The sequence below is a fragment of the Tomitella gaofuii genome (genome assembly GCF_014126825.1).
Classification (GTDB): domain Bacteria; phylum Actinomycetota; class Actinomycetes; order Mycobacteriales; family Mycobacteriaceae; genus Tomitella; species Tomitella gaofuii.
The window spans coordinates 3,608,334-3,632,855 of sequence record NZ_CP059900.1; the positions used below are offsets into that span (position 1 = coordinate 3,608,334).

At 72.3% G+C, this 24,522-nt stretch carries 21 protein-coding genes and 3 pseudogenes; 8 read left to right on the top strand and 16 right to left on the bottom strand.

Going from position 1 to position 24,522, the window contains the following annotated elements:
* Positions 1-139 precede the first annotated feature (139 nt).
* Positions 140-592 (top strand): SRPBCC family protein, encoded by a 453-nt coding sequence (locus H4F70_RS16785; RefSeq protein WP_182349041.1) that lies wholly within the window; start codon positions 140-142, stop codon positions 590-592.
* A gap of 79 nt (positions 593-671) precedes the next feature.
* On the opposite strand, the gene H4F70_RS16790 is transcribed toward H4F70_RS16785, so the two are convergent.
* The gene (locus tag H4F70_RS16790; protein WP_182358016.1) at positions 672-1,439 is read right to left on the bottom strand and encodes a hypothetical protein; all 768 of its coding nucleotides are present in this window, start codon (positions 1,437-1,439) and stop codon (positions 672-674) included.
* 500 nt (positions 1,440-1,939) lie between these two features.
* Between H4F70_RS16790 and moeA the strand changes: the two genes are divergently transcribed.
* The 4 genes and pseudogenes from moeA to H4F70_RS16810 all read left to right on the top strand — a co-directional run bounded on the left by moeA (position 1,940) and on the right by H4F70_RS16810 (position 6,393).
* Complete coding sequence (moeA, locus tag H4F70_RS16795; protein WP_182358017.1) at positions 1,940-3,175, top strand: molybdopterin molybdotransferase MoeA; 1,236 nt, start codon at positions 1,940-1,942, stop codon at positions 3,173-3,175.
* 135 nt (positions 3,176-3,310) lie between these two features.
* Complete coding sequence (locus H4F70_RS16800; RefSeq protein ID WP_372497601.1) at positions 3,311-4,099, top strand: phosphatidylserine decarboxylase; 789 nt, start codon at positions 3,311-3,313, stop codon at positions 4,097-4,099.
* A gap of 59 nt (positions 4,100-4,158) precedes the next feature.
* Positions 4,159-4,923, top strand: a pseudogene (locus tag H4F70_RS16805) (CDP-alcohol phosphatidyltransferase family protein); the annotation flags it as partial.
* 321 nt (positions 4,924-5,244) lie between these two features.
* Entirely contained in the window at positions 5,245-6,393 is a 1,149-nt protein-coding gene (locus H4F70_RS16810) for a hypothetical protein (RefSeq protein ID WP_182358018.1), read from the top strand.
* Here the strand turns inward: H4F70_RS16810 and H4F70_RS16815 are convergent.
* The 4 genes and pseudogenes from H4F70_RS16815 to H4F70_RS16830 all read right to left on the bottom strand — a co-directional run.
* Positions 6,390-7,226 (bottom strand): annotated as a pseudogene (locus tag H4F70_RS16815) (IS481 family transposase); the annotation flags it as partial. The gene H4F70_RS16810 and the pseudogene H4F70_RS16815 sit on opposite strands and share 4 nt — an antisense overlap.
* Before the next feature lie 134 nt (positions 7,227-7,360).
* Positions 7,361-8,737, bottom strand: a complete 1,377-nt coding sequence (locus tag H4F70_RS16820; RefSeq protein ID WP_182358019.1) for an IS1380 family transposase — start codon at positions 8,735-8,737, stop codon at positions 7,361-7,363.
* 107 nt (positions 8,738-8,844) lie between these two features.
* Positions 8,845-9,036: pseudogene (locus H4F70_RS16825) on the bottom strand (helix-turn-helix domain-containing protein); the annotation flags it as partial.
* Between the two features lie 21 nt (positions 9,037-9,057).
* Entirely contained in the window at positions 9,058-9,705 is a 648-nt protein-coding gene (locus H4F70_RS16830) for a lysophospholipid acyltransferase family protein (protein ID WP_235681177.1), read from the bottom strand.
* An 87-nt stretch (positions 9,706-9,792) separates the two neighbouring features.
* On the opposite strand from H4F70_RS16830, the gene H4F70_RS16835 reads away from it, so the two are divergent.
* The gene (locus H4F70_RS16835) at positions 9,793-10,344 is read left to right on the top strand and encodes a TetR/AcrR family transcriptional regulator (RefSeq protein ID WP_182358021.1); all 552 of its coding nucleotides are present in this window, start codon (positions 9,793-9,795) and stop codon (positions 10,342-10,344) included.
* Between the two features lie 116 nt (positions 10,345-10,460).
* Here the strand turns inward: H4F70_RS16835 and H4F70_RS16840 are convergent, their stop codons facing one another.
* From H4F70_RS16840 to eccCa, 10 genes are all read right to left on the bottom strand, one after another.
* Positions 10,461-10,883: a hypothetical protein gene (locus H4F70_RS16840; protein ID WP_235681593.1), complete on the bottom strand. Its 423-nt coding sequence runs from the start codon at positions 10,881-10,883 to the stop codon at positions 10,461-10,463.
* 298 nt (positions 10,884-11,181) lie between these two features.
* Positions 11,182-11,820, bottom strand: a complete 639-nt coding sequence (locus H4F70_RS16845) for an RES family NAD+ phosphorylase (RefSeq protein ID WP_182358023.1) — start codon at positions 11,818-11,820, stop codon at positions 11,182-11,184.
* Positions 11,821-12,468, bottom strand: coding sequence for a hypothetical protein (locus H4F70_RS16850; RefSeq protein ID WP_182358024.1), 648 nt, complete (start codon positions 12,466-12,468; stop codon positions 11,821-11,823). It abuts the gene before it with no gap.
* A gap of 132 nt (positions 12,469-12,600) precedes the next feature.
* Complete coding sequence (locus tag H4F70_RS16855) at positions 12,601-12,891, bottom strand: WXG100 family type VII secretion target (RefSeq protein ID WP_143909748.1); 291 nt, start codon at positions 12,889-12,891, stop codon at positions 12,601-12,603.
* Between the two features lie 64 nt (positions 12,892-12,955).
* Positions 12,956-13,264: a WXG100 family type VII secretion target gene (locus tag H4F70_RS16860; protein ID WP_182358025.1), complete on the bottom strand. Its 309-nt coding sequence runs from the start codon at positions 13,262-13,264 to the stop codon at positions 12,956-12,958.
* 82 nt (positions 13,265-13,346) lie between these two features.
* Positions 13,347-13,673: a hypothetical protein gene (locus tag H4F70_RS16865; protein ID WP_182358026.1), complete on the bottom strand. Its 327-nt coding sequence runs from the start codon at positions 13,671-13,673 to the stop codon at positions 13,347-13,349.
* A complete protein-coding gene (locus tag H4F70_RS16870; RefSeq protein WP_182358027.1) occupies positions 13,655-14,029 on the bottom strand; it encodes a hypothetical protein in 375 nt (124 codons plus the stop codon). The genes H4F70_RS16865 and H4F70_RS16870 overlap by 19 nt, the downstream gene beginning before the upstream one ends.
* 60 nt (positions 14,030-14,089) lie before the next feature.
* Entirely contained in the window at positions 14,090-15,310 is a 1,221-nt protein-coding gene (locus H4F70_RS16875; RefSeq protein WP_235681178.1) for a C40 family peptidase, read from the bottom strand.
* Positions 15,307-15,618, bottom strand: a complete 312-nt coding sequence (locus tag H4F70_RS16880) for a type VII secretion target (RefSeq protein ID WP_235681179.1) — start codon at positions 15,616-15,618, stop codon at positions 15,307-15,309. The genes H4F70_RS16875 and H4F70_RS16880 overlap by 4 nt, the downstream gene beginning before the upstream one ends.
* A 209-nt stretch (positions 15,619-15,827) precedes the next feature.
* Positions 15,828-19,781 (bottom strand): type VII secretion protein EccCa, encoded by a 3,954-nt coding sequence (gene eccCa, locus H4F70_RS16885; RefSeq protein WP_182358028.1) that lies wholly within the window; start codon positions 19,779-19,781, stop codon positions 15,828-15,830.
* A 235-nt stretch (positions 19,782-20,016) separates the two neighbouring features.
* Here eccCa and eccD point away from each other — a divergent pair, with 235 nt between their 5' ends.
* Positions 20,017-21,558: a type VII secretion integral membrane protein EccD gene (gene eccD / locus H4F70_RS16890; RefSeq protein WP_182358029.1), complete on the top strand. Its 1,542-nt coding sequence runs from the start codon at positions 20,017-20,019 to the stop codon at positions 21,556-21,558.
* On the top strand, positions 21,555-22,964 hold the full coding sequence (gene mycP / locus H4F70_RS16895; RefSeq protein WP_182358030.1) for a type VII secretion-associated serine protease mycosin: 1,410 nt from the start codon (positions 21,555-21,557) through the stop codon (positions 22,962-22,964). The genes eccD and mycP overlap by 4 nt, the downstream gene beginning before the upstream one ends.
* On the opposite strand, the gene eccB is transcribed toward mycP, so the two are convergent.
* Positions 22,951-24,435, bottom strand: a complete 1,485-nt coding sequence (gene eccB, locus H4F70_RS16900; RefSeq protein WP_268968340.1) for a type VII secretion protein EccB — start codon at positions 24,433-24,435, stop codon at positions 22,951-22,953. The two genes, mycP and eccB, sit on opposite strands and share 14 nt — an antisense overlap.
* Between the last annotated feature and the right edge of the window lie 87 nt (positions 24,436-24,522).

Genomic DNA, 24,522 nt, shown 5'->3' on the forward strand with positions numbered 1-24,522 from the left:
GCCGTTGTGAGGGGTGCCACTGGCCGGGAGCGCCCTCGCCCACTACGCTCCATGTGGCTGTAAACGCGGGTTGCAGATATCGGGCCCGCAGCGGGACGGCCGCCCCGCCCCGCCGATCCTGGACAGAATGGAGCACCCCGTGACCGACGAGCTGAAGGCCACCATCGAGATCGACGCGCCCCTGGAGAAGGTGTGGACGATCGTCTCCGACCTCAAGCGCATGGGCGAGTGGAGCCCGATGACGCGCAAGATGCGCGTGACCGGCCCCGTGGGCGTGGGCGCCAAGACGTTCAACCTCAACAAGTCGGGCTGGCGCGTGTGGCCGACGACCTCCAAGGTGGTGCGCTACGAGCCGAACAAGCAGATCGCGTTCCGCGTCAACGAGAACCGCACGATCTGGTCTTACGAGCTGAACAGCGACGGCCACACCACCACCGTCACCGAGCGCCGCGAGGCGCCCGAGGGCACGTCGAAGGTCTCGCAGTTCCTGGTCCAGTACCTCATGGGCGGCACCGAACCGTTCGAGCAGAACCTCACCAAGGGCATGGACGCGACGCTCGCCCGCATCAAGCGCGAGGCCGAGGCCGCCTGACACCACGTAGCGCGTGACGCCGCTGCGCCCCGCACTCGTGCAGAGTGCGGGGCGCAGCGGCGGACTGCCAGCCGCCCGATCAGCTGGCGAACAGCGAACCGAGCGAACCGCCGCCGAACAGCGAGCCCAGCGAGCCGGAGAAGATCCCTTCACCGCAGAACGGCCCCTCGCCCTCGGCCGGCACTGCGGTACCGGTGAGGTGCTGGCTGCCCTGGATCAGGTCGGCCGACGAAGTGCCGACTCCGTGGTACTCGATGACGAAGTGACTGTCGGCGGGCAGCGAGCCGTCCACTGCGGTGATCGTGAACGTGAAGGTGCCGTCCTCGTTCTCGACAGGTCCGGCGACGTTGAGGTCGTCGGGCCCGACGCCGGTCACCCACCTGTCGGTCGTATGCATCGAGGTGGCGAACCACGTGTCGTCGGCGGGCTTGATCGACACATCGGACTGGGCGTAGGCGTAGCCGGCGGGCAGCGTGACCGTGAGCGAGAAGTCGTTGATCGCCCGGTCGGTGGCAGCGACGGTGCGCCAGTACATGCCGTCCGAGGACGGCCACTTGTCGGTGCGCAGATAGCCCGCGGAGTCGAACTCCGGCGACACGAACACGTCGAGGTCCGCCGTCGCGGAACTGTCGAGCGCGAAGTTCGTCGCCGCATGCCAGTCGACGGTGCAACCGTTCGACACATCACCGCTGTGTTTGCCGCTGGCGGGAAGCTCGTAGGTCGGCTGCGCGGCGGACGAGCCGACGCTGCCGAGTGAGCCCGTCAGCGGCGCGGCGGCCGCGACGGCCGGCACCGCGAGGGCGATGATCCCGGCCGAGGCCAGGGCTGCTGCTGATCGAATCCTCATTCTGACGGCTCCTTGTCTCATGGTGCGGAGTGCACCGAATCCGTGGTTCGCGGTCGCAGTCCTGCAGGCTCACCGCGGGCACACGCTCCGGGATGCTGTGCAGTGCGACGACGGGCCGAGGCATGGACGATGACTGCCGCAGACCACCGCCGGAGCCGGGGCGCGCACTCACGGTATGCACGCAACGGCCGGCGAATCCAGGCGGACTGAAAATATCCCGCGTTCACCTGTCACGCGTGCGACTGTCACCCGATCGAACGACGTGACGCCTCGTCGTACCCGCGGTCGCCCCACTCATGGACGTCCGATGTCTCCGGCCCCGCCTCGACGGTCCCCCCGGTGAGGCCGCACCTTCGCGCTCCGCCGCGAACGGGTGGCACAGCGGCGTCGGATCGTGGTCGTCGACCAGGATGACGCCCGCACCCGCACCGCACGCCCCCTGGCTTTCGCAGAGCAGCCGGTGGTGCCGCGATGGCAAGACCGTGCTGCACAATGGCCCCATGCGCACCGTTGCCGAGCACCGCGCCGTGGTCGCGGCCCTCCTCACCCGCTCCACCGCCGCGGCCGGCCTGCCCCTGGCCCGGGCGGCCGGGCGCCCCCTGGCTGCGGACCTGGTCGCCGGGCGCGCGCTCCCCGCCTTCGACAACTCGGCGATGGACGGATACGCGGTCCGCGCCCAGGATGTGGCCACGGCCGCCGAGGACGCACCCGTCGCCCTGCCCGTGGCCGCCGACATCCCCGCCGGCCGCACCGACACCCCGCCGCTCGCGCCGGGCACTGCGCACCGCATCATGACGGGCTCGCCCGTCCCGGCGGGAGCCGACGCGATAGTGCCGGTGGAGGACACGGAACCCCTCGACGGACCCCCTTCGCGCAGTCCGCGCGCCCACGTGGCTCCCGGCCGCGTCGCCATCCGCCGCGCGCCCACCGCCGGGCGCCACATCCGGCGCGCCGGCAGCGACGTCACCCCCGGCGCCGTCGTCCTGGAGGCGGGCACCGCCCTGGGCGCCGCGCAGTTGGGCCTGCTTTCCGCTCTCGGCGCGCCGAAGGCGACCGTCGTGCCCCCGCTCAAGGTGCTGGTGCTGTCCACCGGCAGCGAGCTGGTGGAACCGGGGCGCGACCTGCTGCCCGGGCAGATCCACGAGTCCAACGGCATCATGCTGGCGGCCGCGGCGCGCGAGGCCGGGGCCGTGGCCGAGCAGGCGCACTTCGTCGCCGACGACGCCGACGCGTTCCTGTCCGTGCTGCGGTCCGCCGACGCGGACCTGGTCCTCACCTCGGGCGGGGTGAGCATGGGCGCCTACGAGGTGGTCAAGGACGCTCTTGCCGGCAGGGGCGTCGAGTTCGTGCGCGTGGCGATGCAGCCGGGCAAGCCGCAGGGCGCGGGAATCGTCGACGGCACACCCGTCATCACGTTGCCGGGCAATCCCGTCAGCTCGCTCGTCTCGTTCGAGGTGTTCGTGCGCCCCGCCCTGCGCGCCGCGATGGGGTTCCGGGACACCGAACGGCCCCGCCGACGCGCCATATTGTCGGAGCCCCTGACCGCCCCCGCCGGCAAGACGCAGTTCCGGCGCGGCGTGTTCGACCGCGACGCCGGCACAGTCACCACCGTCGGCCCTCCCGGGTCGCACCATTTGCGGTGGATGGCCGCGTCGAACTGCCTGCTCGAGATCGCCGCGGACACCACCGCGCTCGACGCGGGCGCCGAGGTGACCGTCTGGGATCTCGCCGTCTGATCCGACCGACTTCTCGCCCCGGCGACGCCCTGGCCTGCGCGGGTGCGACCGGACGCCCGCCGCTTGGCACAATGGTCCGATGCCCCGCCACGCCGCAGCGGGCGGGGGCCGCGACCGAGGAGACGACTGAACACAGTGGCGCGCCGACCGAAGTCCACCGACGCAGAAGGCCCGGGCAGCCCCGGCGCCCCCGGATCGCACGCGCCCGGGCAGCCCGCCTTCTCCCCGTCCCACGCGGTGCGCGTGATCCGCTCCACCGTGCCGCCCATGGACCGCGCGGGGGTGCCGTTCGTGACGGCGCCCCTGGCAGTGGCGCTGGCGGGCCGACGGCGGCGGTACGTGCGCGGGCCTGCCCTCGCGGCGGCCGCGGTGACGGGGGCGTTCTTCCGCAATCCTCCCCGCGTCCCGCCCACGCGTCCCGGCGTCGTCGTGGCGCCCGCGGACGGCGAGGCCGTGCTCGTCGACCACGCCCCGCCGCCCGCCGAGCTCGGCCTGGGCGATGCCCCGCTGCCGCGCGTCAGCGTCTTCCTGTCCGTCCTGGACGTGCACACCCAACGCTCCCCCGTCACCGGCGTGGTCGAGCGCATCGAGTACCGCAAGGGCCGGTTCCTCTCGGCCGACCTGCCCGATGCGGCCGAGGTGAACGAACGCAACGCCATGGCCCTGCGCACGCCCGACGGCCACCGTGTGATCGCGGTGCAGATCGCGGGGCTGCTGGCGCGGCGTATCGTGTGCCGCACCGGTGAGGGCTCCACGCTGGGCATCGGCGAGACCTACGGGCTGATCCGCTTCGGTTCGCGCGTGGACACGTACCTGCCCGCCGGGTCGCGGATCCTCGTCGAGCGCGGGCAGCGCACCGTCGGCGGAGAAACCGTCCTGGCCGAGCTGCCGGACGCGGGCGACGCCGGGCGGGCCGACCGGTGAGCGGCCCCGTCGGCACGCCGGGCGGGGTGCCTGCAGAGGACGCCGACGACCGCCAGGGCATGCGCGTAAGCACCATCCGGCTGCTGCCGAGCACCATCACCATCGCCGCACTGTGTTCGGGGCTGTCCGCCCTCCACTTCGCGCTGCTCGGAAAACCGGGGGTGGCGCTGGCCCTCATCGCGCTGGCCGCGATCCTCGATTCGCTCGATGGGCGCGTGGCCCGCATGCTCGACGCCACGACCAAGATCGGGGCCGAGCTGGACTCGCTGTCCGACGCGATCTCCTTCGGCGTGGCGCCCGCCCTGGTCATTTACGTGTCGCTACTCGAGGGGCACCGGCTGGGGTGGATTGCGACGCTGTTGTTCGTCGTCGCGATCGTGCTGCGCCTGGCCCGGTTCAACACCCTCGTCGACGACGACACCGCCCCCTCCTACACCAAGGAGTTCTTCGTCGGAGTGCCCTCGCCGGCCGGTGCGCTGGTGGCGATGGCGCCGATCGCCGCGGAGGAACAGTGGGGCGACGGATGGTGGACCAACCAGGTGCTGGTGATGGTGTGGCTCCTGTTCACCGCGGTGCTCATCGTCTCGCGCATACCCACCCTCGCCATGAAGGCGGCGTCCGTGCCCCGACGTGCCGCGGTGCTGCTGCTCGGCGGCGTGGCCGTGACCGTCGCCGGGCTGGTCACCTACCCGTACGTGGTGCTGTTGGTGCTCGTGGCCGCGTACCTCGTGCACATCCCGTTCGCGGTGCACAGCCAACGGTGGGTGGCGGCGCACCCCGACGCGTGGGACTGCAAGCCGGCCGAACGGCGCGCGATCCGGCGCGGCCGCTCCGACGCGGACACGAGCGATGCGGATACAAGCCTTACAGACTCCGGCCCGACCACACCTCGATCTTCGGTCGATGCGTCCGGCCACGCGCACGCAGCCGAGAGGGCACCCGGGCCCGCACGGAGCGCGGCATCGTCCGTAGCGCCCACGCCCGCCGCATTCGACCGCCCCGCCGCCTCGCAAGGCACGTCCAGCCGCCGACTGCGGCCGGGGCGGAGGATGCGGCGCGTGCGCGTGGCGGGGCGGCGCAGGCAGTAGGTACCGGCCGGGCAGAACGCGATCAAGCAGGGCGGATTCGGGATAGGAGGGTACGCAGTGGCGCGCAACTTCCGCATGCCTCCCTCCCCTGCGCCAGGGCCGTACAGCAGTCCGGACGGCAAGAGCTCGCAGTGGCCCGGCGTCGAAGCGGCGCGGCGGCGGCGATGGCGCGCACAGCGCCGACGTGCGCAATCATGGGCGCACGAAGTGCTCGACCGCGCCGTCGCCAAGATCGACGCCGACCCACGCGTCACCGTCGTCTCGGCCCGCCCGGATGATCAACCGGGCTTCTTGCGGATCGTCTACCTGCACACCGACGACACGCGGCTGTACGGGTTCCGCGCCGACACCCTCGGCGTGCACCGCCAACCGGAGAACCGCCATGTCCCTGCGGCCGATGCGGTCGCGGACGGCATTGCCACCGCCGTCGGCGTGACACCGCCCGGGAACGGGCGGTCGGCGCGGCCGATCCGCGATGGCGGGGTCCTCTGGTGGGGCGACGGGTACCCGCACGACCGGAACGCGCCGGTGGCGGACCCGGACGACACTGCGGGGTTCGGGGCCCTCACCGCCGACGACGCACAGGCATGGTCGCAATGGCATGCCCGCGGACTGACCCCGGTGACCGATACGGCGCCGGCGGAGTGGCTCACCCGCGGCGCCTTCGCAGCCGGTCGCGCCACCGGCTACCCCGCAAGGGTGCGCCTGTCCAACCCGAATGATCCCGACGACTTCGACGGTGTCGCCGGTCTGCCCGACGCCGTGCTCGCCGCAGTCACCGCCGCCATGTCGCGCGCCACCACCACGCCCTCCACATGCTGGTACGCCGTGGAGGAGGGGACGCCGGTCACACGGAGCAGCCACGCTGGCGCGTTCGCGGTCTACGTCCCGGCGGACGCTCCTGCACCGCAGACGCCACCGGCCGGACTGCCAACGATGTTCCTCGACGGGCCCCGCGCGACGATCGGGGCAGGCCGCTGCCGGTACGTCCTTTTCAGCGGACCGGCCGACGCGGCGCCGAACATGGGTTGGAGCCCCACCCCGACCTCGTTCCACCGTCAGTGGCCCGACCTCATCTGGCCGGACGACAGGGCCTGGTGCGCCGAATACGAGAACTACGACAATGTTCTCGACATCGCCGGACCTATTTCTCTGATCGATGCACTGACCGCCATTCCCGGTGTGGGCGCCGAAAGCGTGCGCTAGCTGTAGGAGGCCAGGACGTTGGTGACGCCGGCTGGAACCCGTGATGCCGGCGGCTGACCATCGGCGGCGCTGTGTGGTCGATGGAAGTTGTAGTGGATGTTCCAGACCTCCAGGGCTCTCGCCCGTTCGTCTTCGGAGGTCCACTCGCGGGCGTAGAGGAACTCCTCGGAGAGGATCCGGTTGTAGCGCTCCACTTTCCCGTTGTGGCGAGGCGTGTACGGCGTGATCCGCTGATGGCGTGATCCGAGCAGCGCGCGGGCGAACGCGGCGGCGCGATAGCAAGCCCCGTTGTCTGTGACGATCCGCTCGATGCGAGTGACGCCGTTGGCAGCGAACCAGGCGCGTGCTCGGTGCATGAACCCGATCGCGGTGACGGCCTTCTCGCCCGGGAGCGCCTCGGTGTAGGCGAGTCGGGAGTAGCCGTCGATCGCGGAGTGCAGGCAAACGTAACCGCCCCGTTCGGTCTTGCCCTTGTTGCGCGCGACTCGGCAAGCGTGGTCGCTGTTCCTCCCATGCAGCCGCCAGCCACCTCCGGCAGGGATGCGGCCGACCTTCTTCACATCGATGTGGACCACGTGCCCGGGTCGACGGGCGATGATCTTCTGCGGTTCCCGGTTCGTGTCGCCGTTGGGGTCGATGAATCGGCGGTGGTTGAGGCCAAGATCGGCGAGAAGTCTGGTGACGGTTCGTCGCGCGATCTCGATGCCGTCGTTGTTCAGCTCGAAAGTGATCCGGGACGCTGGCCACTTGTGGGTGCGTCGCATGCGCTCGATCCGGCTGACGACATCAGCGGCAGTCGCCGTCGGCTGATGTGTCGGTACTGAGCCCTGATCCTCCGGCGTGATTGACGGTGTATTGATTTCGTGGTTTCTGTGTGGCGTTTCGGGTGTGGGCATGCGTGGGCTGGCGGCCGGTGCCGGAATGTCCACTGTGGTTCCTCGTATCGGTCCGCTGGCGCGGCAGGTGGTCAGACTGTGTGGGGCCCCGGTGGTCCGGTAGTGCTGTGCCACAACAGGTTCCACCCCGCCATCCACGGCCAATACGTCGGCAGATGCAGCATCAACCGGCGCCCGGTGCGGGCGATGCGGGCGGGGACACCGATGATGCGGGCCTGGAGCGTCGCCCACCGGGCGGTGGCCATGCCAGCGGCGACGGACGCGGCCCGGGCCAGGTTGAACCCGATCACCGCGATCGCCACCCACGCCGCATTGGCCGTATAGATCCCGGAGGGCAAGTGCGCGAGGGGACCGTTCTTCAACTCGGCGTGCACCTGCTCGATGACCGCGTGGCCGCGGTGACGCTGGTCGGCCTCGACCGCGGACAGCGTGCTGTTGGTGATGAACGCGTGGTGCCGGTAGGCGGCGAACAACTCGCCCTGCCCGGCGTGGTCCGCGGCCCGTGGCTGGAGGCGTTTGACGCGGCGCACCACCAGCCGGCAGTCGACGTGGTCGGCCTTACGGCGTGAGGTGAACGCGGTGAAGTCGACTTCGGCGACCTCGGCATCGGAGATCCAGCGGTGCTCGTCATCGTCCCAGACGGCGTGCGGGTAGGCGATCGGTGTCCACGCCTGCTCGTCGATACTGGCGATCGCGCTGGTGACCGCCGGATTCATAGGGGTGGTGATCGAGAACCACCCGCCGCGGCGCGCGGCGGTCGCGGTGAAGTCGTGGCGGTAGTAGGCCGAGTCGGCGCGCACCAGGATCTGCCCGGCGGCCCCGGCCCGCCTCGACGCGCTGATCGCGTCGGCGAGCATCCCGGCCGACCCGGACGCCGAGGCGGTGTTGCCTTTGCGTAGCCGGGCGCCGGTGATCACGGGCGCGGACACCGGCGTCGAGGTGACCGCGATCTGCATGTTCAATCCGCGTACCCCGGTGTAGCCGAATCCGGCGGCCTGCTTGGCGTAGCCGTGGACCTGGTGCACGGAATCGTCGACGTCGAGGAACGCGAGCGCCTCGGGATCGTCATGCCCGCCGATCAGGCCCGGCACCCGGTCGGCGAGCTGGGCGAGCAGGCGCGTGCCGGCGGCGTCGAGTTGGCGGACATGCCCATGGGTGAATAAGCGCAGGAACGTGCCCAGGGTCGACGGGGCGCGGACACCGGTGAACAGGGCGGGCATGCCGCCGTGCCGCAGCAGGTCCATGTCGTCGATGCTGTCGGCGCCGGCGAGCATCCCCGACAGCAGGCTCGTGGTCTTGGCCGCCGCGTTCGGGCTCTCAACGGTCAGCCGGCCGAGCAGCTCGGACAGGCCCGCCGACTCGGCCAACTGCAGGACCGGGACCAGCCCGGCGGCCGACACGAGATTGCAGTCGTCGAAAACCGGGTGGATCGTGTGAGAAGCTTTCACCTACGAGGTGCCCTCTCCGTGCTGGTGGGTGTGGATGTCGCAATCAACATCTTCCCAGCACAGAAGGGCACCTCGTCCTCATGACACGCCCGAGCCGACCATCACCACCGGTGGATCAGGGCTGAGGGCCGATCGAGCAGGCCAATCTCTCCGTAGAGGCGATAGCGGTTCACCCATTTCGAGGCGCAGGCGCGTGAGATCCCCATCTCTGCGGCAACGTGGGCAATCGGCCAAGTGCGGCAACGGGCCACGAGCCGCTGTCTGCCCTCGACCGAGAGGGGCGCGTTTCGATGACTCATCGGCCGACCTCGCTCGGGCCCTTATGCGGCGTCACGGATGACACGCTCCGCTGCCGTCGGGTAGCGGTCGACGTACTCCTGGCCGGTCAGCCTTTGAATCGCCGACATCAGCTGGTCGGTCGCCGCGCGCCACGCCTGCGGATCTGGTGTCCGAGCCGTCCACTCAGTGAGGTCGATGGGGCTGCCGATCCGGATCTCCACGACGCCGCGCCGCCACCCGCGTCTTCCCGGCCGGTTGACTGATCGGGTGCCGACGATCCCGACCGGAACCACCGAGCAGGGCTTGCCGAGGGCCACCCGCATCGCGCCGGTTCGCCCTCGAAACAGCCGGCCGTCTGGGGAACGAGTCCCCTCCGGGTAGATCGCCCACACTCCGCCGCTGCGGAGGATCCCGGCGGCCGCGTTCAGGGCAGCTTCCGCGCTTTCGGCTCCGTCCCGGCTGATCGGGATCTGTCCGGTGAGCCGACAGAGATTGCCGTAGAGCCAGGCCCCGGCCCCGCCGCGCGCAAAGTACTCGTTCTTCGCAACGAACGTCAGCCGCCGCGGCAGGGAAGCGCACAGAACCAGCGAGTCGATCTCGGTGAGGTGATTGGGCGCCACCACGATCGGCCCCTCCGGCAACTCGCCGATGACCCTCGTCCGTGCGAACCAACGGATCACCGGGCCCACCAGCACCCACTTCAGTACCCAATACACACGCAACCTCCTAGACAGTGTCTAGGAGACATCTTGGCCATTTTTTTAGACACTGTCTACGTGGGTGTGCGAGAGCAGCTGGTGCAAGCAGGCGTCGAACTACTGGAACGCGACGGGCTGGCCGCCATGTCCCAGCGCCAGATCGCCGATCGAGCGGGCGTCTCGCACGGTGCGCCCAGGCATCACTTCCAGACCTATTCCAACTTGCTCGCCGCGATCGCCCGCGAAGGGGTCACGGACCTGGATGCCCTCATCGCCGGGGCCCTGACTGATCCGGATCCGCGACAAGCCCTGATGGATACATGCCGCGAAGTGATCGCGTTCGCGATCGCCCGCCCGGCGATGTTCGAGCTCATCGCCCGCCACGACCTCCTTGACGGTGCGGGCGGCCGACTGCGCTCCATCACGGGTCAGTGGCTGGTCTTGCTGACCGCGAGGATCCAGTCCGCACGACCAGATACGGACCACCGCCACGGACTCGCCCTCTGGGCTGGTGTCCAGGGGCTTGGGATCATGCTCGGCCGGCGGAGCGCTGAGGCGATCGCGTCCCAGCCCATCGATCCAGACGCGGTCCTGATCATCCTCATCGCAGGGGTCCTCGGCGAGGTTTGACCGGCGCCACCGCGTCAACAACCTCTTGGCCAGCAACAGCTAGCGCGGGAAGAATCGGCTTCCGTGCGGGAGGCAACGTTTACGTCTCTCATCAAACGCATTGCGTACATGGTGTGTCATACCTCGATCGCCCAGAGATAGGTCCGCGCGCCGCCGTCCGCGGCCGGATCCCATTCCGCGCCGAGGAAGCCGTGAGAGGTCATCACCGACTTGCACGACATCAACGTCGGCGATGGTGCGGGCCGGTACTCCGGCGGTGCGTTGGCGAAGTCCGCGGAATCCGCCGGATGACACGATGCGAGGCCCGAAGCTCTGCGCAGCTCGCGCGCGCCCGCACCGGATGCCGAGTCCACGACGAGATACGCGCTGGAATCCCGAAATGAAGGATAGTACTCGTAATATACGACTGCATCGGACTCGGCCAAGTGCAGGCCCAGATTCGTCGCGACGGAGATCGCGCTTTTCCGTGCCTGCCGAGCGCTCATCCATTGATACAGCGGTGGGGCGCCGAACCAGAGGCCCAGCGCCGCCATCACCATCACCACCGCGACGGCGCCGGCCCACCACCGCGCGGATCGCCCCCGAAACGGATTGTCCATCCCCTATCGGACCATACGGCGGGCAATGGAGTCAGGACGAGGCCGCCCCCAGGCGATCGGCGTCCAGACTCGGAACGACCCATCGCGCGCCAGCCTGCCGGCCGCAGTGATGGTTGCCGGCGGAGCACTGCTGACGCCCGGCCGGCGATCTGACAACTGGGAGGGGAACCCTTGCGGCACGGCGACGCTCACCAACCTCTGCACGGTGGCGGGTGCACGCGACTGCCGGGAACACTCGTCACACGACGTCGTACCCGAGCCTGTCGGCCGCCGCGGCGATCCTGCCCGCCAGCCGCTGGTCCGACAGCAGCCAGCTGTGTTCCGCCTCGCCAGGAAACGGATCCCGCCGGTCACGCTGCCACAGGACGATCGCGGGTCGCCCGCTCCACCTCGCCCGGTACCGCAGTCCGTCGACGTGGGGAAAAGCGCGGTCGATGGTGCGGGCCCAGCGCTGGGTGCGCGTGCGCGATGCGCTGGTCAGCGCAAAGTTCCCGCCGGCCCGAGTCGGCCACGCGCCGTGGTCTCCGGACACGTCCAGCAGCGTCGCCGAGATCCGCATGGCGGTCAGTCGTGGCGTGCCCGCCTGCCGGTCGATCACGCGCGTGTCCTGAAACGCCTCCGCCAGCGCAGTGTCCACGTCGATCGCGCCGTACCAGACCCCGCGTCCGGGGTGCTCGCCGCGCGGAAGCGGCTGCTGGTCGAACCGCAACAGCGGTCCATGGATCCGGTAGTCGTTCCAGGGGACGACGTGCACACCGCTGGTGCGGTGCACTCGCCATACGAGGGCGCCCCCTGCTGCGGGAACGTACTCGTCGTCGCGGATCCCGACCTCACGCAGGCGGGCGATCGACGGTGGCGGCGGCAGCATCACCGCCATCTACGCCGCTTCCCACCCAACGGCCTGTGCGATCTCCACCGCACGCCCGAGTCGTTCAGGGTCGCCCCCGCTGGCCGCCGCCCAGTCGATGAGCGACATCGGGTGCCCATCCTGTGCGAGATCCGCGCGCGGCAGAGTGAGCAGACGGTGCAGAGCCAGCGGGTGCAGTCCGGTGGGGACGTGCGGCATGATCCGGTCGAGGTAGGGCACCATGCCGTCCCCGGTGAACTGCGCGACCGGCAGGCGTCGCCCGCCACGCACCCCCGGATCGAACGCCCACAGCTTGCGCTCCCTGATCAGTTGACGCACCCGCGCATCGGTGACTCCGATTCGTTCGGCGGCCGCCGCAACCGATAGCGCAGTATCCGTCACCTCCTGCGCAAGCGTGCGGCTCCGCACCATCGCCGCCGCAGCAGATCCGGGGCCTTCCGGCAGCCCGGCATCGTCGAGGGCCTGGCGTTCCTGCGACGACAGCGGCGGATTCAGCGGCCCCAACGCGTCGGCCAGGTCGCTGAGCACCCCCGCCAGCAGCGGGCGGACACGCTCGTCATCGATGCCGACCACCTTGCGGACCGCCGCATCGAATCCGATATCCCCACGCAGGTATGCCTCACGTGCCGAGTCCGACATGGCAGCCACACCGATCATCTACTTACGTCTTCTTTCGTATCCAATTCCATGTTAACCGACGACGGCGTGGGCCGGAATGATCCGGCGAGACCGCCGGGCAGGCGCGCACCGCACGCCCGCCCGGCGAACACCGCCTCCGGCGCAGCTCGGCTACGCCCAGCTCGCAGCCGCCCGCGCGTTGGTCTCGTGCATGAGGTCGTTGCCCTCCTTGACCTTGCGGCTGATCACCTGCAGCACCTGGGTGAGCTCCACGTACGCCTGATCGAACTTCGACTGCGCCGCGTGGTAACTCGCCTGCGCCTCGCCCTCCCAGGAGCCCAGGAGCGTGCGGACGTTGGTGTCGAGGTCGGCCTTGTGCCCGTTGAAGGCGGCGATATGGCCGTCGATCTCCGAAGCCGACTGCTCGATGCCGCCGAAGTCGTAGTGGATACGTCCCGTCATGAATGTTCCTTCCCGAGTGGTGTTCGTCCGGGCGAGTGTCTTCGGCCCGGCGCGTGAAGCAATGTCAGAGGTCGAGCGCGCCGCCGACCTGGCTCAGCGACTGCGCGCTCTCCTGGCTGGCCCCCTCGTAGCCGACGCTGTTGCCCTTGATGTTCTCGCTGATCTCGACCAGCGACAGCTGCATCTTGTTCATGCTCGCGTGGTACCGCTGCATGACGCCCGCGAAGGCGGTGTGCGCGTCGCCCTGCCACGATGCGGCCGCACCCTCGACGGTCGCGTTGAGCCGTCCGAGCGTCGCCTTCATCTGCTCCGAGGCGTCCATCGCCCCCTGCGCCGATGCGCGCATCACCTCGATGTCGGTGGTCAATGCCATTGCTGTTCTCCTCCCCTATTCATCGATACGGGCGCCGATGCGGCCCCGCCGAAATCCCTTGCCGGCACTCACGGGCCGGCGGTCACCGCGCGTCTGCCAGGCCGAGCTCGACCTGCACCGCGCGATGCCGCCGCGCCAGGTCGTGCGACGCCGCGGCGAACGCCTCAACCACGCGTGCACCCAGTTCCGGCCCCCTCACCGGGCGCACGTCGCCGTGCAGCCGCAGCCCGGCGGGCATGCCCAGCCCGTCGACGTCGGCCTCGACGCTGCCGTCCGCGCTGCTCCCCGTCCCGACCGCGGCCCGCATCTGCTCGGCGCAGCGGCGCAGACGTTCCACCTGAGTCCAGGCGTTGTCCACCGCCGCAGCCAGGTCGTCGCCGTTCTCCATGGTCATGCCCTGCTCAGCCATGATTCCGGTTCCCCCTCCCCGCACGTCCGACGCCCGATCGCGGCCGCCCCGGCCGCGTCGGGCAATCCGATGCGGCCCAGGAGGCCGTCGTCGATCCCTCCTGCGGCGAGTTCGGCGCGCTGCCGTGCCTGCGCGGCGGCCGCAGCCGCGGTGCAGACCCGCAGGATCCGCCCTGCGAGCCGATCCCGCTCGCAGCGCGCCGGCAACTGCGCGTCGACGTGCACGTGCACCGGCAGGCCCGACGGTGCGACGCGCACGCGCACCGCACCCGAACGCTCCGCGGCCGCCGCCGGCTCGCTGGCCTCGTCGTGCTCCACACGGGGCTCCCCGGTGCGCACGGTTTCACCGATCACCATTGCTCCCCCATTTCCCTAACGACCGGATCCCGTCCGTCAGCCTTCTGAGAATCACGGTGTTCAACCGGCGGTCGGCCGGTAGAACCCCTGGAACTGCATGTCCCCGTTGGTTGTCCGTAGCGCGGAGACCTGGACGGGATCGCCCGCTTCGATCATCCGGCCGTCCCCGAGGACCATTGCGACGTGGCCGTCCCACACCGCCAGGTCACCGGGCGCCACCGCATCGGCCGACACCGGCATGCCCACCGACTGGTTCTGCGCGAGCCGCGGCAGGTCCACCCCGGCCTGCTCGTAGGCCCACTGGGTGAGCCCGCTGCAGTCGAGCCCCTCCCCCGGAACGGTGCCGCCCCAGCTGTACGGCACGCCGCGCTGCGTCAGCGCAGCCCGGACCGCGTCGGCGGCCTCGGAGTTCGGTGCGGTGACCACGTCCCCGTTCGGCAACCTCACGTCCGCCCCGCCGCCCACGAAACCCGCCCCTGCTCCGGTATCGGCCCCGGCGGCGGCCGTCGCCGCCTGCGCGCCGTCCGCCGTACCCGCACACGCCGGACAGGTGCAGCCGGGCGGGCAGGAGCCTTCACGCCCCGCCTCGCCACCGGTTGCCGCGTCGGATGATGCCCCCTCACTTCCCGCTCCGGCCTCGAAGAACGCGTCCACCTGGTTCTTCACGTCGCCCCAAGCGCCGGCGGCCGCCGTGCGCACCTGCCCGGCCAGGTCCGTCCCCGCCTGCGACAGCCCCTCGGCGAAGCGCACCAGCCCGGCGGCGTCGGGCGTCGGCGGCAGCGGCACCTGCGGGATGAACTGCGCCATCTCCGCTGCGTGCGCGTCCAGCTCACCGCGCATGCGGGCCACCACGGCCAGTGCCCGCTCGATGTGGTCGGCGGCCGCGGCCACCACTGCGACCTGTCCCGCCGGTGTGAGCAGCGCCGGTCCTTGACAAGCGACGACGGCGAGGAACGAATCGAGAATCCCGCCGAGCTCCCCCACGCCGCGGCGCACCCCCGCTGCGGCGTCGCCGAGCACCGCGGCGATGCCGTCACCCTGTTCCACCAACGCCGCCCCGGCACGGCCCGCTTGCGCCGCCAGCCGTGCGCACGCCTCCGCGTCCGCCCCCTCCCAGCCCGCGCCCACCGCGCCGGCCGAGGTGACCCCGGTGCGCATCGCCGCCGCGATCCCCGCGGACGCATCGCGTACGCGCGCATCCTCGCCGCAGGGGCCCAGGTTACCGGTGCCGGACTGCGCGATCAGGTCGGTGATCGGCCGGGCCAGCACCTCCGCGATCACAGCGCGCCCTCCGCCGAGAGCGCGGACGCCTGCGCGGACTCATGCCGCTCGTAGGCGTCCGCGATGGCCGTCGCCGTCGCCCCGGCTCCGCCGAGGACCGCGGCCAGCCCTGCCGCGCCGGCGGCGTGTGCGGCGTGTGCCGCGGCGAAGGACTCGACGAAACCGCCGCCGAGGACCCCGAACACGGGGCCGAGCGCCGCGGCCGCCCCCGCGGTGCCGGCTCCCGAAGCCGTACCGACGCCGTCGCCGGCCGTCGCGAATTCGTCTGCACACCATCGGATGTGCTCGACGGATGCGATCAAATCCACCTTGCGATCCCCCCAAGACACTCGTGCCGTTCCGCCCGCGACGCCCCGGCAACTCCCCCACACGACCCGGCCGCTCCCCTGGTGCGGCCTGCGCCCGCGCCGCCCCCGCGGCCGAACGATTCCGACACTACACGGAACGGCCGGCCGCGGTGCCGCGCAAGGAGAGTTATCCACAGGTTCGTGCTCCGAGCCGGCCACCCCGCGACGCGTCACCCTGCAGCGTCGGAGAACGCGAGCTGCACCAGCCTGTGCCCACCGGACCTGCTCACCAGCACGCCCCGGCCGGGCGGCAACTGATCCGGCCGGGTGCCGCCGATCAGCGGCCCCTCGTCGCGGCTGCCGTTCATGACTATCCCGTCCGTGGACAGATCCTTGAGACGGCCGAGCACCGGATCGAACAGCGCACGCGCGGCGCCGCCGGTGCGCCGGGCGACGACGAGGTGGAAACCTATGTCCTTCCCCTGCGACAGGTACTCCACCAGCGGATGCAACGGGTTGCCGGAGGCGGTGGCCACCAGGTCGTAGTCGTCGACGACGAGCACGATCTCCGGGCCCTCCCACCAGGAACGGGCACGCAGCTGCTCCTGGGTGACGTCAGCGCCGGGCAGCCGGCCGGCGAGGACCGACTGCAGGTGCGCCACCATCCGGCCGAGGACGTCCCCGGTGGTGGCATACCCGGCCAGGTGGGGGCCGACGACCTCGCCGAGCATCGTGCGGCGGTAGTCGACCACTATCAACTTCACCTGCTCGGGCGTGGACCCCTCCACCAGGCCCCGGCAGAGCGTGCGCAACGCGCTGGTCTTACCGGATTCCGGGTCGGCGAACACCATGAAGTGCGGCTGGTCGCCCAACCGTGCGAACACCGGTGCCAGCGCGGCCTCGTCCAGGCCCAATGGCACGGAGAGTCCGGCGCCGCCCGGTGCGCACTGTTCCACGAGCGCCTTCCGAGGCAGGACCCGCGGAAGCATGCGCACCTCGGGCGCCGCGCAGTCCGGCCACCGTCCGCGCAGCAGCTCCGCGGCGTCTTCCACGGCGTCGCCGGCCGGCCGCCCTCCTCTGCCGGGCGGCGTCAGCCGCGGCTCCGCGATGAGCAGGTGCAGGCCCTCCCGCGTGAGGCCGCGACCGGGGCGGCCCGCCGGAACCTGCGCAGCACGCTTGCGGTGCATCTCCGAATCCGCGGGATCGCCCAGACGCAGTTCGATGCGGGTGCCGATCATGTCCTTGAGCGCCGGCCGGATCTCCGCCCACCTGTTCGCCGTGACGACCACATGGATCCCGTAGGACAACCCCCGCACGGCGAGTGCCTGGATCTGCGGCTCCAGCTGCTCGAACTCCTGACGGACGACGGCGAAACCGTCCACGACCAGGAACACGTCGCCGAACCGGTCGAGACGGTCCCCCGTCGGCCGGTCCGGCCCGGCGCGCAGGGCACGGAAGCCGTCCATCGACTCGACGCCGAGCCGCGCGAATTGCTCCTCCCGTGCGTCGACGATCGCGGTGAGCTCCGCGACCGTGCGGCGCACCCGGTCGGTGTCGCGCCGTCCGGCCACCGAACCCACATGCGGCAGGCCGGACAGGCCCGCGAAAGACCCGCCGCCGAAGTCGAGGCAGTAGACCTGCACCTCGTCCGGCGAGCACCGCGCCGCCAGCGCCAGCACCAGCGTGCGCGCCGCGGTCGACTTGCCCGACTGCGGACCGCCGACGATCGCGGCATTGCCACCGGCACCCGCCAGGCGCACCGTGAGGACGTCGCGCCGCTGGTCGAACGGACGGTCCACCAGCGCCACCGGAACCGTGAGATCGCCGTGACCGCGCCGCGGGTCCGCCGCCTCGAGCAGCGCGGCGAGCGCGGGCGGCGCACCGAGCGGCGGCAACCACACCTCGTGCGCGCGGTAGGCGTCGGAGCGCAGACGGCCGACGACCACGTCCAGCAGCACCGCGGCCGACTGCTCCGGCTCGGTGGGCGGGGCGGCGGGCACGAGCATCGCCGCGTGCGGCGGCGTCCGCGGTTGCGCGGTGAACTCCATCGCCCATGCACGCTGCACCCGCTCCCCTGATGCGGCCGCGCCCCCGCCCCGGCGCACCGGCCCGGACACGTAGGACGCGGTGAACCGGATGAGGTCACCGGAATCGCACTTGAGGTACCCGGACCCCGGAACGGGCGGCAGGTGGTAGGCGTCCGGTACCCCGAGAACGCTCCGGGACTCGTTGCCGGAGAATGTCTTCAGGCCGATCCGATAGGATAAGTGACTGTCGAGCCCACGGAGCCTGCCCTCGTCCAGCCGCTGGCTGGCCAGCAGCAGGTGCATGTGCAGCGAGCGGCCGAGCCGGCCGATGGCCACGAACAGCTCGGCGAACTCCGGCTTCTGGCTGAGCAGCTCTGAGAACTCGTCGACGACGATGAACAGCGCGGGCAGCGGTGCGAGGTCGGCGCCGTCGGCGCGCGCGGCCTCGTAGTCACCGACGTTCGCGAAGTTGCCGGCCGCGCGCAGCAGCTCCTGCCGGCGGTGCATCTCACCGGCGAGCGCGTCGCGCATGCGGTCGACCATCGACAGCTCGTCCTCGAGATTGGTGATGACGGCCGACACGTGCGGCGCCTCCTCGAGCCCCAGAAACGTCGCGCCGCCCTTGAAATCCACCAGAACCAGGTTGAGCTGCTCCGGGCCGTGCGTGACGAGCAAGGAGACCACCAGTGTGCGCAGCAGTTCGGATTTGCCCGAGCCCGTTGCGCCGATGCACAGGCCGTGCGGCCCCATGCCGCCCTCCGCGGCCTCCTTGAGGTCGATCTCCACCGGCATGCCCGTGGGATCGACGCCGATCGGCACTCGCAGACGTTCGCGGCCCGTACGCCGCGCCCGGGCGTGCCCGGGGCTCAGCGCGAACGGGTCGGCGACCCCCAGCAACGACAGCAATCCACGGCCGGCCGCCCCGGCGGCCGCGCCTGCTTCCGGCCCGCCGTGCGCCACGCGGTAGCCGGCGAGCGCACGCGCCGTCGCGGCGGCCTCGTGTGCACCGGCCGAATCCACCTCGCCGAAGTCCTCCACGCCGGCCGCGCTGTGCCCGGCGATGCGCCCACCGGATACCTCGCAGCGCAGGCCGCGGCGCACCGCGAGCTGCTCGAGCGCCCCCGTCAGGTCGAGCACGGTCACCCCGTCCACGCCGGCGGTGCACAGCCGCTCGTCGCCCAGAACGTGGCCGCCGTCGAGCACGACGACGATGTGCCCCTGCCCGGGAACGGGTTCGGACAGTCGGGAAAAGCGGCCCCGGCCCGCCAGTTCGGTGTCGAGCGTGTCCTCCAGGTCATGCAGCGAACGGAACACCAGCGCCCCGCGCCCCGGCGCCGCCTCCCCCGGCGGGCGCCCGTGCGGCAACCATTTGAGCCAGCCCCAGTCGCGGCCGTCGGGCTCGGGGGAGACCAGGCACACCCGCACGTGATCCGGGCCGTGGAACACGCACAGCTGCAGCAGCATCGCGCGCACGACCGAGCGCGCCTGCCGCCGGTCGCCGCCGAGCACGATCGCCGCGAACCCGCGCAGCGACACCGCGGTGGGCAGCCGCGACACCACCGAATGCGTGTGGACGAACCGCCGCATCGCCACCGCCGCGATGGGCTCGAGGTCCTCCAGCGGGCCCAGCGCGGGGACCGCGAGCGTGGTGGCCAGACGCTGATCTCCCAGGCCGATGCGCAGGTGGCAGAAGTCCGGTTGCTCCGGCAGCCGTTCCCACATGCGGCGCCCGCCGACGAGCCCGCGCAGCGCCCCCGGCGCCGGATGGTGCCACTGCAGCCCCGCGCGCTGCGCGCGCACCGTCTCGGTCACCTCGTCGCGCACGCCCGCCAGGTAGCGGAAGTAGTCCTTGCGCTCCTCGTCGAGCTCCGCCGGCCGCTTGGACCGGGAGCCCCCGGCGCCGCCGAGCATCCCGACCATGGAGAAGATCATCATCAGCGGGAACAGCAACGTCATCGGGTTGTTCATGCCGCCGGACGCCACCATGAGCGCCACCATGCCGAGCATCGCCACCACCATGACGACGGGCATGAGGCGCTGCAGCAGACCCCCGGGAACAGGCCGCGGCACCGACGGCGGCGGTTGCAGCTCGATCTCACCGCCGGGCACCTGCGGCGCGGGCAGGCGCGGACGCCGGATGAAGTCGCGCGTCGTCATGGGATCCCCCCTCGGCTCGGCCGGCCCTCGCCGCGCGGGTGTGCAGCGCCCCTGACCGGGTCCGTGACCGCCCTCCCCGGCGATCGAAGGCATCGTATGCGAGCCCACCGACGCATTCGGCCACCGGGCGCGGTGCTGTACGGTGGCCACCGCACGGGGGAAGGGCGCCGCCGCAGGCGCCGGGGGACATCGCGCGGCCACGTCCGCGCATCGGATCATCGCCGGGGGGCTTCGCGTGGGATCATCGCTCGTCGCAGGGGAATCGGCTTCGCCGGGGGCGGCGGAGGCCGGGCACGCCCTGTCACCGCAGTCGTGCTCGCTCTCGCTGATCGCACCGGGCACGCAGATGGACGTCACCGTCCCGGCCGCAGTGCCGGTCGCGGCACTGATTCCCGAGCTCGTGGCGTTGACGGCCACGCGCCGGCCCACCATCGCCCCGTCGCACACGCACGGCGAGGCGGACTCCGCTTGGGTGCTCGCACCGGTCGGCGCCGCTCCACTGTCGCCGGAGGGCTCGCTCGCGGATCAGGGTGTCGTCGACGGAACGCTGCTGCACCTGCAGCGATCCGCCGCAGCGGTGCCGGAGCCGCTGTTCGACGACGTCGTCGACGCCGTGTCCGTCGCCGGAGCGCAGCGGTTCTCCCAGTGGGGCCCGGCGGCGGCCCGGCGCATGGCTTTCGCCGTCGCCGTGGCGGCCGCGTCCGCCGGGGCATGGCTGCTGCTGGCGCCCTCCCTGCCGGATCTTCCGCTGTTGCCGCGCACGGCGTGGACCGCGGGCGTCCCCGGCGCCGTGCCGGGCACCGCAGCGCATGCCGCGCGCATGGCCGTCGCGGCCGCGTGCGCGGTGCTGGCCGCCATCGCGTGCCCGGTGCTCGCGCGCGTCTACCGGGACGCCGGGGCCGGCATGGTGCTCGGATTCTGTGCCCTCCCGTTCGCGTTCGCCGCCGGGGCGCTGCTGCCGCAGCCGCTGGTGGGGCCGGCCGGGCTGCTCACCGGATGCGCCTTCGCAGGCGTCTGCGCCGTGGCCTGCGCCCGCGCCGGCGGCGCCGGGGTGCCGGTGCACGCGGCCACGGTCACCGCCTGCCTGACCATCGGTACCGCCGCGGCGGTGGCGATCCTCGTGCACCCCGCGCCGCCGGCGTTGGGGGCGGGTTTGCTCGTCGCGGCGGTCGTCGTGCCGGCGGTCGCGCCGCGGCTGACAGTGCTGCTCGTGCGCCTGCCGATGCCGCCCGTGCCGTCGCGGGACATCCGCGCCGACCTCGCCGACGACGCCGCTGCACCCGCGCGCCTCGCGCCGCGGCTGGTCGACGACACGGTGCACGCCGGCCATTGCCTCGCCGGGCTCTGCGCGGGCGCGGCGGCGACCGCAGCGGCCGGCGCGCTCACGGTGTCGCCGCCGACCGCACCGCCGTCGTGGCCGGGCATCGGGCTCGTCGCCGTGGTGTGCGCGGTGCTCATGCTCCGGGGGCGCGGACACGCGGACACGGCGCCCGCCGCGATCCTGGTGTCCGGCGGCGCGTTCACGGCGATCATCACCATCGGGGCCGTGGCCGCCGGCGGGTCGGCGCCGCCGACCGGCTCCGGCGCCGCCATAGGGGCGGCCCTCGCCGCCGCGGCGGTGGCGGCGGCGCTGTACTTCGGCGTCGCCGCCCAGCGGATCGGGTTCTCGCCCGTCGTACGCCGGGCCGTGGAACTGGCCGAGTACACCCTGATCGCCTCGGTGCTGCCGCTCGCGCTGTGGGTAATGGGGGCCTACTCCGCCATGCGGTCGCTGTGACGCCGCGGCGCGGCGCCCTGGCGGCGGCGGTGCCCGTGGTACTGGCGACGCTGACGGCCGTGGCGTCCGCCGCGCCGGCCGCCGCGGAGGTGCGCCAGACGGCCCCGTGCGCCATCGCCGATCGCGCGCCCGGAGCGCCGCCGATCGGCGTCCCGCCCGTGCAGGCCGGTCTGCACGTCGCCGACCTGTGGCGCTTCGGCACCGGCCAAGGCCAGACCGTCGCCGTCATCGACACCGGCGTCGCGCCGCATCCGCGGCTGCGCAACCTCGTCCCCGGCGGCGACCTGGTGGCCCCCGGCGGTCGGGGCGCCGGACCGGGACTGACGGACTGCGACGCGCACGGCACGATCGTGGCCGGGCTCATCGCGGCCGCGCCTTCGCCGCGAGACGGCTTCGCCGGGGTCGCCCCCGACGCGCGCATCCTGTCGATCCGCCAATCGTCGGCGAAGTTCACCGACTCGGCTCGCGCGTCCGAAGCACCGGACGGCGGCCCGGACGGGCAGACCGGCCGCGGTACCGGCACCATCGGCACGCTGGCCCGGGCGATACGCATGGCGGCCGACCAGGGTGCCACCGTCATCAACATCTCCGAGGTGGCCTGCGGCAGGGGCGTCGGCGCGCTGCGCACCAGCACGCTCGCCGATGCGGTGGCCTATGCGGCGCGGCACGACATCGTCATCGTCGCAGCCGCCGGGAACACGCGCGGAGACGGCGGAGCCTGCCGGCAGAACCCCACCGAGCGCGACCCGCTGCGGCCGGATTCGCGCGGGTGGGACACCGCGTTCACCGATGTCGCGCCGGCGCACTACACGGACCACGTGCTCACCGTCGCCGCGGTGGACGCCGACGGGTCGCCCTCGGAGTTCAGCGTGGCGGGGCCGTGGGTGACCGTGGCCGCGCCCGGCACCGGCATCGTGTCGCTCGCCAACAGCGCGGACGGCGGCCTGGCCGGCCGGGTGCGCACCGAGCGCGGCGTTACGGCGATCGAGGGCACGAGCTTCGCCGCGCCGCTGGTCGCAGGCCTGGCGGCGGACATCCGGTCGCGTTTCCCCGCGTTGTCTGCGACCGAGGTGGTCGAGCGGATCGTCGCGACCGCGGTCCCCGGCCCGCACGGGTGGGAACCCACCGTCGGGTACGGCGTGATCGACCCGCTCGCCGCCCTCACCACGACGCCGGCCGCGCTTCGGGCACTGCGAACCGGCGCGGACGGACCGGACGGCGGGCCCGGCGGCCGGACCGCCGCGTTGGCGACGGCGTCGGGCCCGGAGACGCCGGACACCGCCGCCCGCGATCGTGCGCTGCTCGCCGCCGCGGCGGCCGCCGCGGCACTCGGTGCCGCGGGCATCGGCGCCGGGATCCTGCGCCGCGCCCGCGCGCACGGCGCATCCGGGCTCACCCCCCGGTGAGCAGCGCCCCGGGCGCAGGGTCGGGCGTCAGCCCGTCGTGCACCACCAGCGCGTCGGTGCGGGTGAGGGCGGGGCCGGCCGGCAACAGCCCGAGAATCGACCACGGGGCCGGGTCGGTCGCTGCGCCCAGGCCGAGGATCTTCGACGTCGCCGCGTCGGGAATGCCATAGCGGACGCCGGTCTCCGCGACGAGGAACCGCGGCCCGCCTGCGCCCTCGCCGCCACCGCCGCCACGCAGCGCGGACACGTGCGCCGCGGCGCCCGGCGTCATCACGAACCGGTCCACCGACGGGCCCGCGCCGTCGGCGCCCACCAGCTGCACCGCCGCACCGCGGGCCGCACGCGGGGCGCCGGTGCCCACTGTCCATCCGCCGCCGTGCGGACCGGGCACCCACGACGCGCACAACGCACCGTCCACCACATCGCGCAGACGCAGCCTGCCGCGCGGGTAGCCGTCCAACGGCAACGGATCCCGGGTCACCGGAGCTCCGGACACAGCCTCCGGCCCGACGCTGCGTAGCCGGAGCCCCTGCCCTGCACCCGAATACAGGATCAGGTCCGCGACGGTGGCGGGGAGTTCCTGCAAGCCGTCGCGCAGCACCACGTATCGGTCGCCGTCCGCATCCGCTCCCCTGTCCACGCGGACCACGTCGCCCACCCGCACATCGGGCATCGGGAAGCCGGGAATCCGGCCGGCGCCGTCGATGCGCGGGGCGCGAAGCTCCCGCCCCTCCGGCAACGCGGCCATCAGCCCCGCCGAGACCCGCACCGGCACGGTCCCGCCCAGCCCCAGCGCGCGCACCACCTGCGGATCCCCCAGGTCCACGGCGGAACGCGCGCCGTCGAACACCACGTACTCGCGCTGGCCGTCCGTCACCAGGACCGCCGCGCCGCCGGTGAGCGCGCCGGACACGGCGTGATCCCCTCCCACCAGCACGGTGGTCCGAGCGACGGCGCTGCGCTCGAATCCATCGCACACCGTCCACGGTCCGGCGACTTGATCCGCGCGCGCGGGAAGCATCTGCGGCGCACCGGGTATGCCGACCACCGGCCCGCGCCGGATGTCCGGGAGGTGGTCGTCGGGGACCCCCAGCGGCGCCGCGGGCGATCCGGCGACCAGCCGGGCGGAGGCCAGGTTCAGGGCGGGGTGCAACACCTCCCCGACGGTGCCGGCCCCTGCACCCGGGGCCGCGATCCGCTCGTTGTCCACGCGCACGTACAGCGCACCGCTGTCCTCGGCGAGCAGGATGTCGGCGCCATCGGTGTCCGGCGCCGGGCTGATCCACGCGGCGATGCCGAATCCCGCCATCACCAGCGTCCCCAGCACCGCGCCCACCACGAGCGAGCGCGACGCGCTGCGCATCGGCTCGTGCAGCATGCGCACGTCGCGCCGCACCAGTGCGTGCTCCATGCGACGGATGATGAATCTGTAGCCGTTCACCTGCGGCCTGGTCGTCAAAGGCGCGGGCATGGCACCCCCCGTTCTCGCGCTCCCCCGCGGCGGACACTACCGTAGTCGGCGTCCGGCGCGGGGGCCGGACAGCCGATCCAAGGGGGA